This window comes from Aquitalea sp. LB_tupeE (assembly GCF_013391415.1).
GTDB lineage: Bacteria > Pseudomonadota > Gammaproteobacteria > Burkholderiales > Chromobacteriaceae > Aquitalea.
The window spans coordinates 25,066-40,534 of sequence record NZ_JACAXB010000013.1 but is presented as its reverse complement, the minus strand read 5'-3'; the positions used below and the strand labels follow the sequence as shown (position 1 = coordinate 40,534).

Here is a 15,469-nt window from a genome sequence, read left to right as displayed (position 1 = left end):
CGGACAGCTGTCATTTATAACTGCAAGGTGCCTAGTGCCTGTTCGATTTCCTGCCATTTTGCGGCTGACCGTGGTGTATGCCCTGATCGGCATCCCCTCGCTGTATAGCGCCATTCCGCCCGGCTATACCGCACCTGTGTTTCCCGCTGCCGGCCTGGCCTTGATGTCCTTGCTGCTGTGGGGGCGCCAGCTGTGGCCCGGCGTGCTGCTGGGCTCCTTGCTGGTGCAAGTGGTGGCGGCGTGGCAGTCCGACGTGCAAGGCTGGGGTTTTCTGTCCCTGCTGATTGTGCCGGTGGCCGCAACCTTGCAGGCGCGGACCGGGCGCTGGCTGATCACCCGCATCATCGGCTGGCCCAACCGCCTGGATAACGCAGCCAGCGTGATCCGCCTGATGTTGCTGGTGATTCCGCTTTCCTGCCTGGTTTGCAGTGGCATCAGTGTGCCGCTGTTGGCCATGCTGGGCGTGCTGCCGCGCACCGACACCTTGTTTAATGCCTGGAACTGGTGGCTGGGCGATACCTTTGGCTGCCTGATCATGCTGCCCTTGATGCTGGCGCGTTTTGGCCGGCCGCGCAGTGAATGGAAGGCACGCAGCCGAGCCTTGCTGTGGCCCATGCTGCTGACGGCACTCACCATGGCCAGCCTCAGTGTGCTGATTCACCACTGGGAAGCTCTGCGGGTGCAAAGCCAGTTCAACCGTGATGCCAACCAGATCGAACTGGCCTTGCGCAAGCGCCTGGAGATGCAGCTGGACGTGATGCTGGCGCTCAAACAATTACAAAGCAGTGCTCCGGCAAGATCGACCGAGCAGTGGGCCGGTCTGACCTCGGCCTGGCTCAGCCGCCTGCCCGGTACGCAAAGCCTGGGCTGGAGCCCGCTGGTGAATGATGCCGAGCGCAAGGACTTCGAGCGAAATGTGCTGGGGGGGCGTGCCATTCAGGCGCGTGATACGGCGGGAAATATCCAGCCGTCACCACAGCGGCCATCCTATCTACCCATCCGTTTCAACGAACCGCTCCAGCGCAATCTGCGGGCCCAGGGGCTGGACATCCTGTCCTCGCCAGTACTGGCTGGCACCATTCGACGCAGCATGCAAAGCGGTGAGACGGAAGCCAGTCCGGCCATCCGGCTGGTGCAGGAGGTGGGCCATCAAAAAGCCATTGCCCTGTATCAGGCAGTGTATGCCCCTGCTGATGCCACGCAGCATCAGGTATTGCGCGGGGTGATTTCCAGCCTGTTCCGCATGGACGACATCGTGCAAACCACGCTGCAGCACGATGTGCGACATGATATTGAAGTATGCCTGATCGACATCGACGGCCTGCCCGGTTTTCACCGCCTGTCCGGCCCGCAAAACTGTGGCAAGGGTGGCTGGTTCGGTCAGCGCCCGCATCTGGAAAGCCGCTTTGTCTTTGCCGGGCGCAACTGGGCCTTGCGCTTGCGCGCCAGTGATGAATATCTGGACGGGCTGCGCAGCTGGCTGGAGTGGATCACCTTTGTGATCGGCCTGGCCATGACCGGCTTGTTTGGCGGCTTCTTGCTGATCGTCACCGGTTATACCCGGCGGATGGAGGGCGAGGTACAGCAGCGCACTGCCGAACTGGCGGATGCCAACCAGCAGTTGCAGATTCAGCTGGATGCCACCCGCAAAGCCGAAGCCAATGTCAGTTATCTGGCCTTGCATGACAGCCTGACAGGCCTGCCCAACAGGCCATGCTGGCTCAGCATGACGCGTCGCGCACTGCAAGAGGCTGGTCAGCAAGGCCAGCTGGCCCTGCTGTTTCTGGACATGGACGAATTCAAGACGGTCAACGACAGCCTGGGCCACCCGGTGGGAGACCAGCTGCTGGTCAGCATTGCGCGCCGTTTGCAGCAACCGCTGCCACCAGAGGCCATGCTGGCGCGTCTGGGCGGGGACGAATTTGTCATCCTGATGCCCTACACGCAGCAAGCGCAGCTGGAGGCGCTGGGCAGTGCATTGCTGGCACTGTTTGATCAGGCCGTGCTGGTGGAGGCGCATGAATTGCGCTGCACGGTGAGTATAGGCGTGGCGCTGTATCCCTCCGATGGCCAGGACCCGGACACCTTGCTGCGCCATGCCGACATGGCCATGTATGCGGCCAAGGAAGCCGGGCGCGATACCCTGCGTTATTACACACCGGAAATGAATGTACTGGTGACGGAACGGCTGACGCTGGAGCGCGATCTGCGGCGGGCATTGCAAGACGAACCGGGCCAGCTGGTGTTGTACTACCAGCCGCAGATTGATGCCATCAGCGGCCAGTGCATTGGCTGCGAGGCACTGGTGCGCTGGCAACATCCGCAACGTGGTTTCATGCCGCCGGGCGAATTCATTCCGCTGACCGAGCGATCCGGCCTGATTGTCGAGCTGGGGCGCTGGGTGCTGGCCGAAGCGTGTGCCGAACAGGCCCGCTGGCGTGCGCGTGGCCTGCAACTGCCGGTTTCGGTCAATATTTCCCCGGTGCAGCTGGAGCGCAGCGACTTGCAGCCCTATGTGCAAGGCCTGATGCAGCGCTACGGGCTGAGCGCCGGGGCACTGGAGCTGGAGCTGACCGAAGGTGCGCTGATGCATGAAGAAAGCCACCACCTGGACGTATTCCATGCACTGGTGGCCCTGGGCTGCCGCTTTGCGCTGGATGACTTTGGTACCGGCTATTCCTCACTGTCCCGCCTGCGCCGTTTCCCCATCAGCCGGCTCAAGATCGACCGCAGCTTTGTCCGCACCTTGCCCGGCACTACCGATGATGAAGCCGTGGTGCGTGCCACCTTGTCGATGGCGCGCGACATGGGCATGGAAGTGGTGGCCGAAGGCGTGGAGACGCAGGCACAAAGTGACCGCCTGCTGGCACTGGGCTGCCGTGTGATGCAAGGCTTCCACTTTGCCCGGCCCATGCCGGCCGCTCAATTGCTGGACTTTGTGCAAAGCCTGCAGCAGCCAGTCGACCCGCACTGAGCTTGTCCTGGCGCAAGTTTCAGACGCGGCATGATCAGGCCGGGCGCACTGAGCTGCCATAAAATGGCCGACATGACTGTTTGCAGGTTTCAGGAGAAATACTGGTGAAGATCGCCCCCATTGCTGCCTTGCAACTGCTGCATGCCCAGCATCATGCCACGCTGGCCACGCACTCCGGCCAGCTGCCCGGTTATCCCTATGCCACTGTGCTGCCTTATGTGCTGGATGAACAGCACCGCCCCTTGTTGCTGATCAGCGAGCTGGCCGAACACACGCGCAATCTGCTGGCCGACGGGCGTTGCAGCCTGGCGGTACTGCAAAAGGGAGCAGAGGATGTACAGGCCGAAGCGCGGCTGAGCTTGCTGGCCGACGCGCAGCGCATCGAAGTCGATGACTTGTTGTTGCAGCGTTTCCTGCGTTATCAGCCGCAGGCCGAAGACCTGCTGCAACTGGATTTCATGTTCTTCCGCTTACAGCCGCAACGCCTGCGCTATATCGGTGGCGTGGGGCGGATGGGCTGGCTGGAGGGGGCTGAATTGAGCCCGGACGTGCTGCCCCTGGCGCAGGAAGCCGCGCTATTGCAGCAAGCCCGTGTGCCGGACGGCATCACGCTGTTGGGACTGGATGCCTATGGGCTGGATTACCGCCGCCAGCCCGGAGCCGGGCATCAGCGCTACAACTGGCCAGAGGCCATCAGCCAGCCGGATGCACTGGCCGCCGCCTTGCAAGCAGCACTGGATGGGCTGGCCGGCAAGTAGATTCAGAACGATTCCATCGGCAGCAGATAGCGCCATTGCCCGCCGGGGAGGTCGCCAATGCCCAGCTTGCCGATGCGGATGCAGCGTAGCGCCAGCGGCTGTAAACCCAGTGCCTGGCAAATGGCCATGGGCTGACCGGGCTGTACTGCTGACAGCACCATGCGCAGCTGGCGGTCACTCTGGCGGCTGATCTTCAAACCGCGTGGCGGCTTGCCTGGCAGTTGCAAGGCTTGCAACTGTTGTTTCAGCAGCTCGGCTGCCGGGGCGGCTTCCAGCTGAATCAGGTATTCCTGTTCGGCATCGGCCAGCTTGCGTGCCAGTTTCTTGTCCAGGGTGAGTGCCACCAGGCCATGACTGTTTTCGTCCAGCGCACCGGCCTGTTGCAAGGCCTTCAGGTGTCGCGGATTGAAGCGGATTTCACTGCCATCACGGGCATAGCGTTGCTGCGGGGTAATCAGCCCGGCCAGCGGTAAACGGCTATCCGCAGCACGATGCAGCAGCAGGCTGATGCTCAACCCGTCCAGGCTCATGCGCGGGGCATCCAGTTCGATGCGCTGCTGCGGGCTAACCCGGCTGCCCAATTGCTGAACGACCTGGCCATCCACCCGCACCCGGCCTTGCTCGATAAAGGCATCGGCTTCGCGACGCGAGCACAGTCCCAATTCCACCATGCGTTTGGACAGACGCAGTTGCTCATCACTCATCTTGCAGATTCTCCGCTCGGGTTGACCCAGGGTTGGGGCTGGCGATTATCCGCCCCCGCTGGCGGGCTGGCAAATCATGGCAAGCCGGTCAGTGTGTACTGGCCACCGGCAGGGCTCCCGCCATGGCACCGCTCATGTCCTGGGCGGCGATGGCCAGAATCTCCGGGTCGATACGCCCGTGCGCGGCAAACTCCTGCAAGGTGGTCAGCACCTGCGCAGCACTCAAGCCTGCGCGGTAGGGGCGGTCCTGCGCCAGCGCCTGGAAAATGTCCGCCACCCGCAGGATGCGTGCTTCCAGACTCATGCTGGCTGCACTCAGATGGAAGGGATAACCATGGCCATCCGGTTCTTCGTGGTGATACGCCGCCCAACAGGCAATTTCCTCGAAGCCGCTGATATGGCGCAGGATCTGATAGGTTTCAAAGCTGTGGGCATTGATCAGGCTGCGCTCATGCGCATCCAGCCTGCCCGGCTTGTCCAGGATTTCGTCCGGCACCCGCAGCTTGCCCAGGTCATGCAGCAGGGCGGCAATTTCCAGTTGGTCGCAACGTCCTGGCGAGAGCCCAGCGCGTTCGGCCAGCCAGCGCGACAGCCCGGCCACCCCCTGCGAATGACGCGCGGTGAACGGGCTCTTGGCATCCACGATGCGGGAAAACAGCGTGGCCAGCTGCTTGAGCTGGGTGTTGGTGGCAGTGCAGGGATGGCGCTGGCTGCGCCGGTCATGCAGCATGCCGGCAATGCCGCGCGGTTCCAGTTGCAGCCAGAAGGCTTCCGCGCGGGAGGCCTGCAGGAAAGCATCCACCAGTTGTGGGGCAAAATGACTGCCGCGATAACTGGCAATGCGCTCGCGGATGGCCGCGGTATGCATCAGCAATTCACCACCCTGGTAATAGGCTGCCGCCATGGCATCCACCCGGTCTACCAGATAAATCAGGTTGGCCTGCTCGGCCACCTCTAGTGGCAAGTCCAGTCCGGACAAGGTTTCCCATGGCGTGTGGTGGTAACGCACTGGTTCCACCATGGCGGCCAGCGGGGCAAAGCCTGCCAGTAAGCGGGCACCATCCTGGCAGTGCTGCTGCGAGCCGGCCCAGTCAAATTTGCTGACCAGATGCTGATGGGTGCGGGTAGACGATACGCCGATATCGTGCAGCAGGCCCAGGTCGAACAGGAAGTCCGCCTGCTGGCGACTGCGCTGCAACACCAGTGCGCAATGCCAGGCCATGATGCCCACCCGTTTGCCATGTGCAACATCATCAATCCCTACCAGGTCCAGTGCGTCGGACAGGGCATGGATGACTTCACGCAGATCGACATGAATGCTGTCGTCGCTGGCCGGGAGGTGTGCTGGAACGGACATGGTGGCACTTTCGCAAGACGGGAACCATGGCAGCCAGATGGCATGCCATGTTTTCAATCTAATGCAAGATGACCCTGCCCGAAACCTGCTTTTCTGCGCTGGCGCAGGCTTACAGGCGATAAATCGCCACAATCTCCTGCATGCGGCGAGCGGTGGCATCCAGTGTCAGCGCCGAGCCGGATGCAGCCGAGGCATCGCCCTTGGCTTGCTGTGCCATCTGGGCGATATGGTCTACCTGCACGGCAATTTCAGTGCTGGCACTGGCCTGTTCGCGGATGGCGGTGGTGATGCTGCCCACCAGCTGCACCAGTTCCTGCGTGGTGTGGGCGATGCGCTCGATGGCATCTTGCGCCGCATCCGCCCGCTGCAGGCCGGTTTCCACCCGGGTTTCGGTGGCGGCCATGGCTTTGCCGGTGTCTTCGTTGCTACCGGCAATGGCGTTGATGACGGTGTTGATCTGCTTGGTCATGCTGCTGGTGCGCTCGGCCAGCTTGCGCACTTCGTCGGCCACCACGGCAAAGCCGCGGCCCTGTTCGCCGGCACGCGCGGCTTCAATGGCGGCGTTCAGCGCCAACAGATTGGTCTGATCGGCCACATCCTTGATGACCGAAACCGCAGAGACAATGGAGCGTGCCTGCTCGCCCAGCTGGCGCACGCTGCTGGAGGCGGTACCCACCGTATCGGCAATGTCGCGGATGTCGCTCACCGTGCTGCTGACTACCGCACCACCCTTGCTGGCCAGCTCCCCGGTTTGCAATGCCTGCTCGTTGGTGGCGGCTGCCTGCATGCCCACATGATTGATGCTCACCGTCAGCTGCTGCACGGTGGCCGCCACGCTGGCGGAAATTTCGCTCTGGCGCGCAACGGTACCGGCAACCTCGCCTGCCGAGGATGCCAGCCCGGCCGAGGCCTGGGTCAGCTGGCTGATCTGCCCGCTCAAGGCCTGCAGGCTGTCATGCAGTTTGCCGATCAGCCCGTTGAACGCGCTGGCGGTGGCACCCAGTTCATCCTGACTGTTTTGCGGCGCACGGCGGGTGAAGTCCAGCGATTCGGCAATGCCGGTAATCGCACTTTGCAGGCTGGCAATGGCGCGGGACAAGGAGCGGGTGAGCGACCAGCTCATGCTGCCCACCACCAGCAGGCACAGCACCACAGTGGCCAGACTCAGCCACTGCACGAAGCGCAGCAAGTTGGTGGCTTGTTCCGCCTGATGGGCTGCTTGCCGGTAATTGGCTTGCAGGTGGGCATCCCCCGCTGCCAGCACGGCACGGGCATTGGGCACCACCTGACGCAGCGCCGACTTGGCCGCGACGATGTCCCCCGATTCTGTCGCTTCCAGATAGGGCTTCAGTGCCTTGGCGTAGTCGTCCAGCCGGACCTGGTCCTGCTGCAATAGTTGCTGCGCCTGGCTGTCCATTGCCTGTGCCCGGTAGGTACGCAGTGCGCTGCGGGCATCCTGTTCGGCATCACTGATGGCCTTGGGCAGTTGCTGCAATTCGTTGGCATTGTCGGTGGCACCCAGCAGCAGGGCGTTTACCGTCATTTTCAGCGTGTCGGTCTGAAAGCGTTGCAGGGTTTGCAAGCTGGGCAGATCGCCCGTCACCAGATGCCGGATGAATTGACCAAGACTGGACTGGGTGTAGACCATTACCCCGCCTTGCACGCAAAGACCGAGCGTGGTGACAAGGGCCAGCATGGTAAGCCTGGACTTGATTTGCATGATGCCTTCCTGTGGACATGCTCAACGATTGCCGTCTGCCTGCAGGCAGCGGCCCCCCTCTCCGGCTGATGGGCAACAGAGATGATATTTGATCTTTTCTGATTTTTTCTGTGGGGGATATTCGCCATGCTGCGTGCAGCATTACATGCCGGGGCAGCCAGCTTGTTTTGTTTTTATCCGGATTTTGGCTACGTTCAGGGTGTGACGAGCCGCACCATGCCAGCCGCAGGGTGAGGGCAGGCGCAGTAGTTATGCCTATATTTGATCAAAAGCACAAGTGTTTTACTGTCAAATGGACAAACTATTCCGATGGAATTGATGTGCATGGCGTAACAGCCTGCTGACAAGCAGTGTGCCGGACGGCAAGCAAAAGGGTGAGTGGCAGCGAAGAAGGGTATGAGAGAGGCAAAACAAAAGGCCAACTCGTGAGAGTTGGCCTAAGTGCTTGATAATGCTGGTGGCGAATCAGGGACTCGAACCCCGGACCTGCGGATTATGATTCCGTCGCTCTAACCGACTGAGCTAATTCGCCATGAAGCCTGACAAGTCAGACTTCGCAAACTGTGGTGGCGAATCAGGGACTCGAACCCCGGACCTGCGGATTATGATTCCGTCGCTCTAACCGACTGAGCTAATTCGCCACGTTTCTCGATGCGCTTGCACCGAGACGCGAACTATACGCAGCGTTTTTTAGGCTGTCAACCACATTTGCAGACAAATCACCTGCAGTCCGGCTTACAGGGTGTGGCAGCGGTCGCCCTGGGTAAAGCCTTGCCAGTCGATGCTGACGCCACGGCCAAAACCGATCACCTTGAACAGTTCGCCCATCTCCTGCATGGACAGCAGCTTTTGCACCATGGCCACCACCGGCAGGTAGCTGGCACTGTCGTCGGCGTCCAGTTCGCCCAATAGCTGGGTGATGCCGGCATTGATCAGGAATTGCGCCTGGGTGGTGTAGCCGATCAGGTCCAGCCCGGCGTCGATGCCGGACTGGGCAATGGCGGTGAAGTCCACGTGGCAGGTGAGGTCCATCAGGCCGGGCAGGAAGAAGGGGTCATCCACCGTGTGATGACGGTAATGGCCGATCAGCGTGCCCATGTGACGTTGCGGATGATAGAACTCGCCCGCCGGATAGCCGTAATCCACCAGCAGGATGGCACCGCGCACCAGGTGCCGCGCCAGAGTGTGGATGAAGGCGGTGTTGCTCAGGCTCAGTTCACTGATATAGCCGGCCTGGCTGATGTTCAGCGCCTGGGCCTGTTGCACCAGCGTCGGGTCCTGAATCGGGCGGTCCTGCCAGATGAAGTTGTCGCCATCCAGCGCCACCCCGCGTTGCAGCGGTTCAGGTGTCCAGTGCAGCAGCTCGCAGGGCATGGCATCCAGCACCTCATTGCCAATCACCACGCCGTCCAGCTGCTCCGGCAGCACGCTCAGCCATAGCAGCTGGTCGGCCAGATGGGGCAGGGCGCTGCGAATGGCGGTTTGCTGGCGCTCGATCAGGTCGGCCGACAGGTCGATGATGATGTAATGCTCAGGCAGGCAGTCCAGCTTTTCCAGTTCGGTCAGGATATCAATGGCCAGCTTGCCGGTGCCGGCACCGAATTCGTACACCGTGCCGCCGGTTTGCGGCAGCAGTTCGGCAATCTGCCGGGCCAGGGTTCGGCCAAAATAGGCCGACATTTCCGGTGCGGTGGTAAAGTCACCGGCGCTGCCCAGCTTGTGGCTGCCGGCCGAGTAATAGCCCATGCCGGGCGCGTACAGCGCCAGTTCCATGTAACGGGAAAAGGGTATCCAGCCACCGGCCTGGGTAATGGTCTGGCGGATATGGGCGCACAGCGCCTGGCTGGTGGCAAGCGCCTCGGCGCTTGGGGCGGGTAGGGTGGTCATGACGTGCATCCTGCTACAATGTGCGGCGATTGTGGTCGAAAGCGGCGCAGGGGTGAAGAGGTACTGCGCATTTTGTTGTCGGCGCAGCCAGCAAACACGGCGCTGCAAGGCAGGCAGGAAAGGCTGAACAGGATATGAAGCAACAGCAAGAGCGCTTGATGCAAGTGAATGAACAGCGTGTGGTGCTGATTACTGGCGGTGCGCGCCGGGTAGGGGCGGGCATTGCCCGGCTGCTGCATGCACGCGGGGTGCGGCTGGTGTTGCATTATCGCGGTTCGCAAAGCGATGCCGAAGCATTGGCCGCCGAGCTGAATGCACAGCGAGCGGAATCGGTTGTACTGCTGCAGGCCGATTTGCTGGACATGCAGGCGGTACGTCAGCTGGCGGCACAAGGCATTGCCGCGTTCGGACGGCTGGATGGGCTGGTCAACAATGCCTCCAGTTTTTTTCCTACCGAAATCGGCCAGATCGATGAATCCGCCTGGCATGACCTGATGGGCAGCAACCTCAAGGCCCCGCTGTTTCTCAGTCAGGCGGTGGCCCCGGCATTGCGCCGTAACGGCGGTGCGATTGTCGGCATTTCCGATATTCATGTAGACCGGCCGATGAAGCGCCATGTGGTGTACAACCTGGCCAAGGCCGGGCATGCCCAGCTGATTCGCAGTCTGGCGCTGGAGCTGGCACCGGATGTGCGGGTGAATGGCGTGGCACCGGGGGTGAACCTGTGGCCGGAGGGCGAGGCGTCTTTCGACGCGGCAGAGCGCGCGGCCATCGAAGCCACCATTCCCTTGCAGCGTACCGGCCAGCCGGAGGACATTGCCCGTGCGGTAGCCTTTTTGCTGCTGGATGCCAGCTATGTCACCGGTCAGATACTGGCGGTGGATGGCGGACGCGGCATCGTGTTGTAAGGCTTGGGGCGGTTTGCCGGGAAATGGCATGGATTGTTGCAGGGAAAAACAGTAAAATCGCCTGTTTTTCAATTTCTTAGCCGTACCCCATGTCCGAACAGAACACCGTGCTCGACGACAAGGCCAAAAAGGCCGTGTTCGAGGGCAACAAACTGGCCAAGCGCCTGCGTCACCACGTGGGTGATGCCATCAATGATTTCAACATGATCGAACAGGGTGACCGGGTCATGGTGTGTCTGTCCGGCGGCAAGGACAGCTACACCCTGCTGGACATCCTGCTGGGTCTGCAAAAATCCGCCCCCATCGACTTTTCCATCGTCGCCGTCAACCTGGACCAGAAACAGCCCGGCTTCCCGGAAGACGTGCTGCCCGGCTATCTGGCGTCCATCGGGGTGGAATACCGCATCATCGAAGAAGACACCTACTCCATCGTCAAGAAGCTGGTACCGGAAGGCAAGACCACTTGCAGCCTGTGCTCGCGCCTGCGTCGCGGCATCCTGTACCGCGTGGCGGACGAGCTGGGGGCCACCAAGATTGCGCTGGGCCATCACCGCGACGACATCCTGCACACGCTGTTCCTGAACATGTTCTACGGTGGCAAGCTCAAGTCCATGCCACCCAAGCTGGTGTCGGATGACGGCAAGCACATGGTGATACGCCCGCTGGCCTATTGCCGTGAGAAGGACATCATCCGTTATGCCGACTTGCGCCAGTTCCCCATCATTCCGTGCAATCTTTGCGGCTCGCAGCCCAATTTGCAGCGCCAGGTGGTGAAGGAAATGGTCAACGACTGGGACAAGCGCTTCCCCGGCCGGGTGGAGAGCATGTTCCGTGCACTGCAAAACGTGGTGCCATCCCATTTGTGCGATACCGGCCTGTTCGATTTTGCCGGCCTGAAAACCGGAGACAGCCCCTTCGAGAACGGCGATACCGCCTTCGACAAGGAAGAATTCCGCGATCCGCCGCTTCCGCTTGAAGAGGGTGAAGACGCAGTGACTGCGCCGGCGCGTCGCACCATCAGCATTCTGGATTCGCGCAAACCGGCGCAACAGGAGGAGGGTGGCTGTGGCGCGTAGAGCCTTGCATCCTTTCCGCCGCCGCGTGCGTGCCGCGGTGGAGGACATGCCGGAAGTGGAAATCTCCGAAGCCGGCAATATCCGGTCCTTGCATCTGGGCTCGGAAACCATCCAGAGCTCGATGGACATGGACGAACCGGCCGAGCTGGTGTTGTCCTACAGCCGCGCCATGATGGCCTTCCTGCTGTGGAACGACGACCCGCGCCATATCCTGCAAATCGGCCTGGGCGGCGGTTCCTTTGCCCGCTTCATCGACGAATACCTGCCGGAAGCCGTCAGCGTGGCGGTGGATATCAACCCGCAGGTCATCGCCGTTGCCCGCGCCTTTTTCAAGCTGCCGGAAGAGGGTGATTTCTTTGAAATCATCGAGGCTGACGGCGCGGATTACGTGAAGATTTTCCGTGGTTCCACCGACGCCATTCTGGTGGACGGGTTTGATGGCTTGCAGATTGTGGACGAACTGACTACCGAAGATTTCTTCGAAGACTGCAAGCGTGCGCTCAGCCCCAATGGCGTGTTTGTCACCAACTGGTGGAGTGGCGACAAGCGCTATCACAGCTTTGTCGAGCGCTTGCTGTCGGTGTTTGAAGGCCGCGTGCTGGAACTGCCCTCGGCCAGTCACGGCAATGTGGCGGTGCTGGCCTTCCGCCAAAGCCCCACGCTGACGCAGTGGGAGGCGCTCAAGGAGCGTGCCGACCGGCTGGAGTGCCGTTTCGGGCTGGAGTTTGGCGAGTTCGTCAATCGTCTGAAACAGAACAATCAGGGCAGTGCCGGGCATCTGCTGATCTGAGCGGGCTGAGTGTGGCGCTGTCGGCTGTGTTGTCACGTTTGGTAACGCCAGCGGTTTGCCAAGCAGGCGTATAATGCTGCGCTTGCAACTTCACAAGCGCGGTTTGAGCCAGATCAGCAAGCCCGCCAGCCAGGCGAGGCACACTGCCAGACCTTACCGAATTCAGTGCATGGCTGCCCGGATGCAGCCATGGCAGGTTTTTACTTTGTTGGGACTATCATTGTGATCAAGCAGCAATTGCTTAACCGTATCGCGGACAAATCCGCCGTCATCGGCATTGTCGGCCTGGGCTATGTCGGCCTGCCGCTGATGCTGCGTTTTGCCGAAGTGGGCTACAAGGTACTGGGCTTTGACATCGACCAGAGCAAGGTTGACGCCCTGATGGCCGGCAAGAGCTATATCGAGCATATCAGCGCCGACAGCATTGCCACCGCGCTGGAACGCGGCTTTGAAGCCACCACCGACTTCTCCCGCGCGCCGGAAGCCGACACCCTGATTCTGTGTGTGCCGACCCCGCTGAACAAATACCGCGAGCCGGACTTGAGCTTCGTGCTCGACACCATGGACAGCCTGGTGCCCTATCTGCGCGAAGGCCATCTGGTATCGCTGGAATCCACCACCTACCCGGGCACCACTGACGAAGAACTGCTGCCGCGCATGGAATCCCGCGGCTTCAAGGTGGGCGAGAATGCCTTCCTGGTGTTCTCGCCGGAGCGTGAAGATCCGGGTAACCCCAACTTCACCACCCGCACCATTCCCAAGGTATGCGGTGGCTACAGCCCGGCCTGCCAGGAAATCGGCGTGGCACTGTACAGCGCGGTGATCGACAAGGTGGTGCCGGTATCCTCCACCCGTGCCGCCGAGATGACCAAGCTGCTGGAAAACATCCACCGTGCGGTGAACATCGGTCTGGTCAACGAAATGAAGATCGTGGCCGACAAGATGGGCATCGACATTCACGAAGTGATCCGTGCTGCCGCCACCAAGCCTTTCGGCTTCGTGCCCTACTATCCGGGCCCGGGCCTGGGTGGCCACTGCATCCCGATCGACCCGTTCTACCTCACCTGGAAAGCGCGTGAATACGGTGTGAACACCCGTTTCATCGAGCTGGCAGGTGAAGTCAACAGCAATATGCCCGACTGGGTGGTGGCCAAGGTGGCCGCTGCGCTGAACACCCGCAAGAAAGCCATCAACGGCAGCCGCGTGCTGGTGTTGGGCATTGCCTACAAGAAGAACGTGGACGACATGCGCGAAAGCCCGTCGGTGTTCCTGATGGAAAAACTGCGCGACCTGGGCGCGGAAGTATCCTACAGCGATCCGCACGTGCCGGTATTCCCCAAGATGCGCGAGCACCACTTCGAGCTGTCCAGCGTGGCGCTGGATGCGGCCACCATTGCCAGCTACGACTGCGTGTTGCTGGCTACCGACCATGACAAGTTCGATTACACGCTGCTGAAGCAACATGCCCAGCTGATCGTCGACAGCCGTGGCAAGTATCTGGAACCCGCCGACCACATCGTCAAGGCCTGACCCTGACGGCATGACGCAAGCAGGCGACCCCGTGGTCGCCTTTTGCCGTTTAAGCACAGAACGGAACACACCATGAAAACCGTACATCACGCCCCCATCACCGACCGCAAGATCCGCTTCGCGCTGGTTGGCTGTGGCCGCATTGCCAACAACCATTTCGGTTCGCTGGAAAAACACGAAGACCGTGCCGAACTGGTAGACGTCTGTGACATCGACCCGGCTGCACTGCAAGCTGCGGTAGAACGCACCGGCGCCCGTGGCCACAGCAATCTCACCGACATGCTGGCCTCCACCAATGCCGACATCATCGTGCTGACCACCCCGTCCGGCCTGCATCCGGCGCAAAGCATCGAATGTTCCGAAGCCGGTTTTCACGTGATGACGGAAAAGCCGATGGCCACCCGCTGGGAAGACGGCCTGGCCATGGTGAAAGCTGCTGACAAGGCCGGCAAGCGCATGTTCGTGGTCAAGCAGAACCGTCGTAACGACACCCTGCAACTGCTCAAGCGCGCCATGCAGGAAAAACGCTTTGGCCGTATCTACATGGTCAACGTCAATGTGTTCTGGACCCGTCCGCAAAGCTATTACGACCAGGGCGGCTGGCGCGGTACCTGGGAATTTGACGGCGGTGCCTTCATGAACCAGGCCAGCCACTATGTGGACCTGCTGGACTGGCTGATCGGCCCGGTCGAAAGCGTGCAGGCTTACACCGCCACGCTGGCGCGCAATATCGAAGTGGAAGACACCGGCACCGTCAGCATCAAGTGGCGTTCCGGCGCGCTGGGCAGCATGAACGTGACCATGCTCACCTACCCGAAGAACCTGGAAGGCTCCATCACCATCCTGGGTGAAAAGGGTTCGGTGCGCGTGGGTGGTGTGGCAGTCAACGAAATCCAGCACTGGGAATTCGCCGAGCCGCACGCCATGGACGACGAAATCAAGAACGCCAGCTACGCCACCACCAGCGTCTACGGCTTTGGTCACCCGCTGTACTACGACAACGTGATCAACGTGATGCAGGGCAAGGCCGAGCCGGAAACTGACGGCCGCGAAGGGCTGAAATCGCTGGAACTGCTGATTGCCATGTACCTGTCGGCCCGTGATGGCCGCCGCATCAGCCTGCCGCTGGATTACTGAGCCTCACCCCGGCCCGCGTCTTGCGGGCCGGTCGGTCCATCAACCACCTGAACGTATCGCGCAATACTGAAACACAATCATGGCTGAAGAAAAGAAAGACCCCTGGCTGAATTATTTGGCACTCACCACCGTCATCCTGGCTGTGTGTGCCACCTTATCCACCTTCAAGGGCGGTGGTTTCTCCACCCGTAGCGTGATTGCCCAGGCCCAGGCCTCCGACCAGTGGGCCTACTATCAGGCCAAGGGCATCAAGGGCAACCTGTACGATGTGGAGCGCGAGCGGCTGCAGTTCGAGCTGGACAGCCTGCCGGCTTCCACCAGTCCGGCACAGCGCGAGCACTATCAGGCCCAGCTGAAGAAAGTGGGCGACAAGGCTGCCCGCTATGCCGCCGAGCGCAAGGAAATCGAAAAGGAAGCCCGCCGTCTGGAAGCCGAGCGCGATGCTGCTCAGCGTCAGGGCAAGCCGTTTGGCGTGGCGGTGATCTTCCTGCAAGTGGCCATCCTGATTTCCTCCATTGCCGGCCTGTTCAAGCGCAAGGCGGTCTGGCTGGCGGCGCTGCCCATCGGCCTGCTTGGCCTGGTGTATTTTGCCGATGGCTTTTTCCTGTTTTTCTGACCCCCGTCCGGA

At 61.2% G+C, this 15,469-nt stretch carries 12 protein-coding genes and 2 tRNA genes; 8 read left to right on the top strand and 6 right to left on the bottom strand.

Annotation, left to right across the window (positions count from 1 at the left end; all coding sequences use genetic code 11):
* Positions 1–34: 34 nt before the first annotated feature.
* Both HWX34_RS05380 and HWX34_RS05375 read left to right on the top strand, forming a co-directional pair.
* On the top strand, positions 35–2,974 hold the full coding sequence (locus HWX34_RS05380) for an EAL domain-containing protein (RefSeq protein WP_178971328.1): 2,940 nt from the start codon (positions 35–37) through the stop codon (positions 2,972–2,974).
* Between the two features lie 104 nt (positions 2,975–3,078).
* Complete coding sequence (locus HWX34_RS05375; protein WP_178971327.1) at positions 3,079–3,732, top strand: pyridoxamine 5'-phosphate oxidase family protein; 654 nt, start codon at positions 3,079–3,081, stop codon at positions 3,730–3,732.
* Positions 3,733–3,734: 2 nt separating this feature from the next.
* On the opposite strand, the gene HWX34_RS05370 is transcribed toward HWX34_RS05375, so the two are convergent.
* The 6 genes from HWX34_RS05370 to HWX34_RS05345 form a co-directional block, all read right to left on the bottom strand.
* Complete coding sequence (locus HWX34_RS05370) at positions 3,735–4,436, bottom strand: S4 domain-containing protein (RefSeq protein ID WP_178971326.1); 702 nt, start codon at positions 4,434–4,436, stop codon at positions 3,735–3,737.
* Between the two features lie 88 nt (positions 4,437–4,524).
* Positions 4,525–5,793: an HD-GYP domain-containing protein gene (locus HWX34_RS05365; protein WP_178971325.1), complete on the bottom strand. Its 1,269-nt coding sequence runs from the start codon at positions 5,791–5,793 to the stop codon at positions 4,525–4,527.
* 109 nt (positions 5,794–5,902) lie between these two features.
* Positions 5,903–7,513, bottom strand: a complete 1,611-nt coding sequence (locus HWX34_RS05360; RefSeq protein ID WP_178971324.1) for a methyl-accepting chemotaxis protein — start codon at positions 7,511–7,513, stop codon at positions 5,903–5,905.
* Between the two features lie 455 nt (positions 7,514–7,968).
* Positions 7,969–8,045: transfer RNA gene (locus HWX34_RS05355), tRNA-Met, on the bottom strand.
* Between the two features lie 32 nt (positions 8,046–8,077).
* A tRNA-Met gene (locus tag HWX34_RS05350) sits at positions 8,078–8,154 on the bottom strand.
* Positions 8,155–8,248: 94 nt separating this feature from the next.
* Positions 8,249–9,400, bottom strand: a complete 1,152-nt coding sequence (locus tag HWX34_RS05345) for a class I SAM-dependent methyltransferase (protein ID WP_178971323.1) — start codon at positions 9,398–9,400, stop codon at positions 8,249–8,251.
* A gap of 134 nt (positions 9,401–9,534) precedes the next feature.
* Here HWX34_RS05345 and HWX34_RS05340 point away from each other — a divergent pair, with 134 nt between their 5' ends.
* The 6 genes from HWX34_RS05340 (at position 9,535) to HWX34_RS05315 (ending at position 15,457) form a co-directional block, all read left to right on the top strand.
* Complete coding sequence (locus HWX34_RS05340) at positions 9,535–10,308, top strand: pteridine reductase (protein ID WP_178971322.1); 774 nt, start codon at positions 9,535–9,537, stop codon at positions 10,306–10,308.
* Between the two features lie 89 nt (positions 10,309–10,397).
* On the top strand, positions 10,398–11,384 hold the full coding sequence (gene ttcA, locus HWX34_RS05335) for a tRNA 2-thiocytidine(32) synthetase TtcA (RefSeq protein WP_178971321.1): 987 nt from the start codon (positions 10,398–10,400) through the stop codon (positions 11,382–11,384).
* Entirely contained in the window at positions 11,374–12,174 is an 801-nt protein-coding gene (locus tag HWX34_RS05330; RefSeq protein WP_082086443.1) for a polyamine aminopropyltransferase, read from the top strand. The genes ttcA and HWX34_RS05330 overlap by 11 nt, the downstream gene beginning before the upstream one ends.
* 225 nt (positions 12,175–12,399) lie before the next feature.
* Positions 12,400–13,704, top strand: coding sequence for a nucleotide sugar dehydrogenase (locus HWX34_RS05325; RefSeq protein WP_178971547.1), 1,305 nt, complete (start codon positions 12,400–12,402; stop codon positions 13,702–13,704).
* Positions 13,705–13,776: 72 nt separating this feature from the next.
* Positions 13,777–14,841 (top strand): Gfo/Idh/MocA family protein, encoded by a 1,065-nt coding sequence (locus tag HWX34_RS05320; protein WP_045848835.1) that lies wholly within the window; start codon positions 13,777–13,779, stop codon positions 14,839–14,841.
* A gap of 79 nt (positions 14,842–14,920) precedes the next feature.
* Positions 14,921–15,457, top strand: coding sequence for a DUF4337 domain-containing protein (locus tag HWX34_RS05315; protein WP_178971320.1), 537 nt, complete (start codon positions 14,921–14,923; stop codon positions 15,455–15,457).
* The last annotated feature ends 12 nt before the right edge of the window (positions 15,458–15,469 follow it).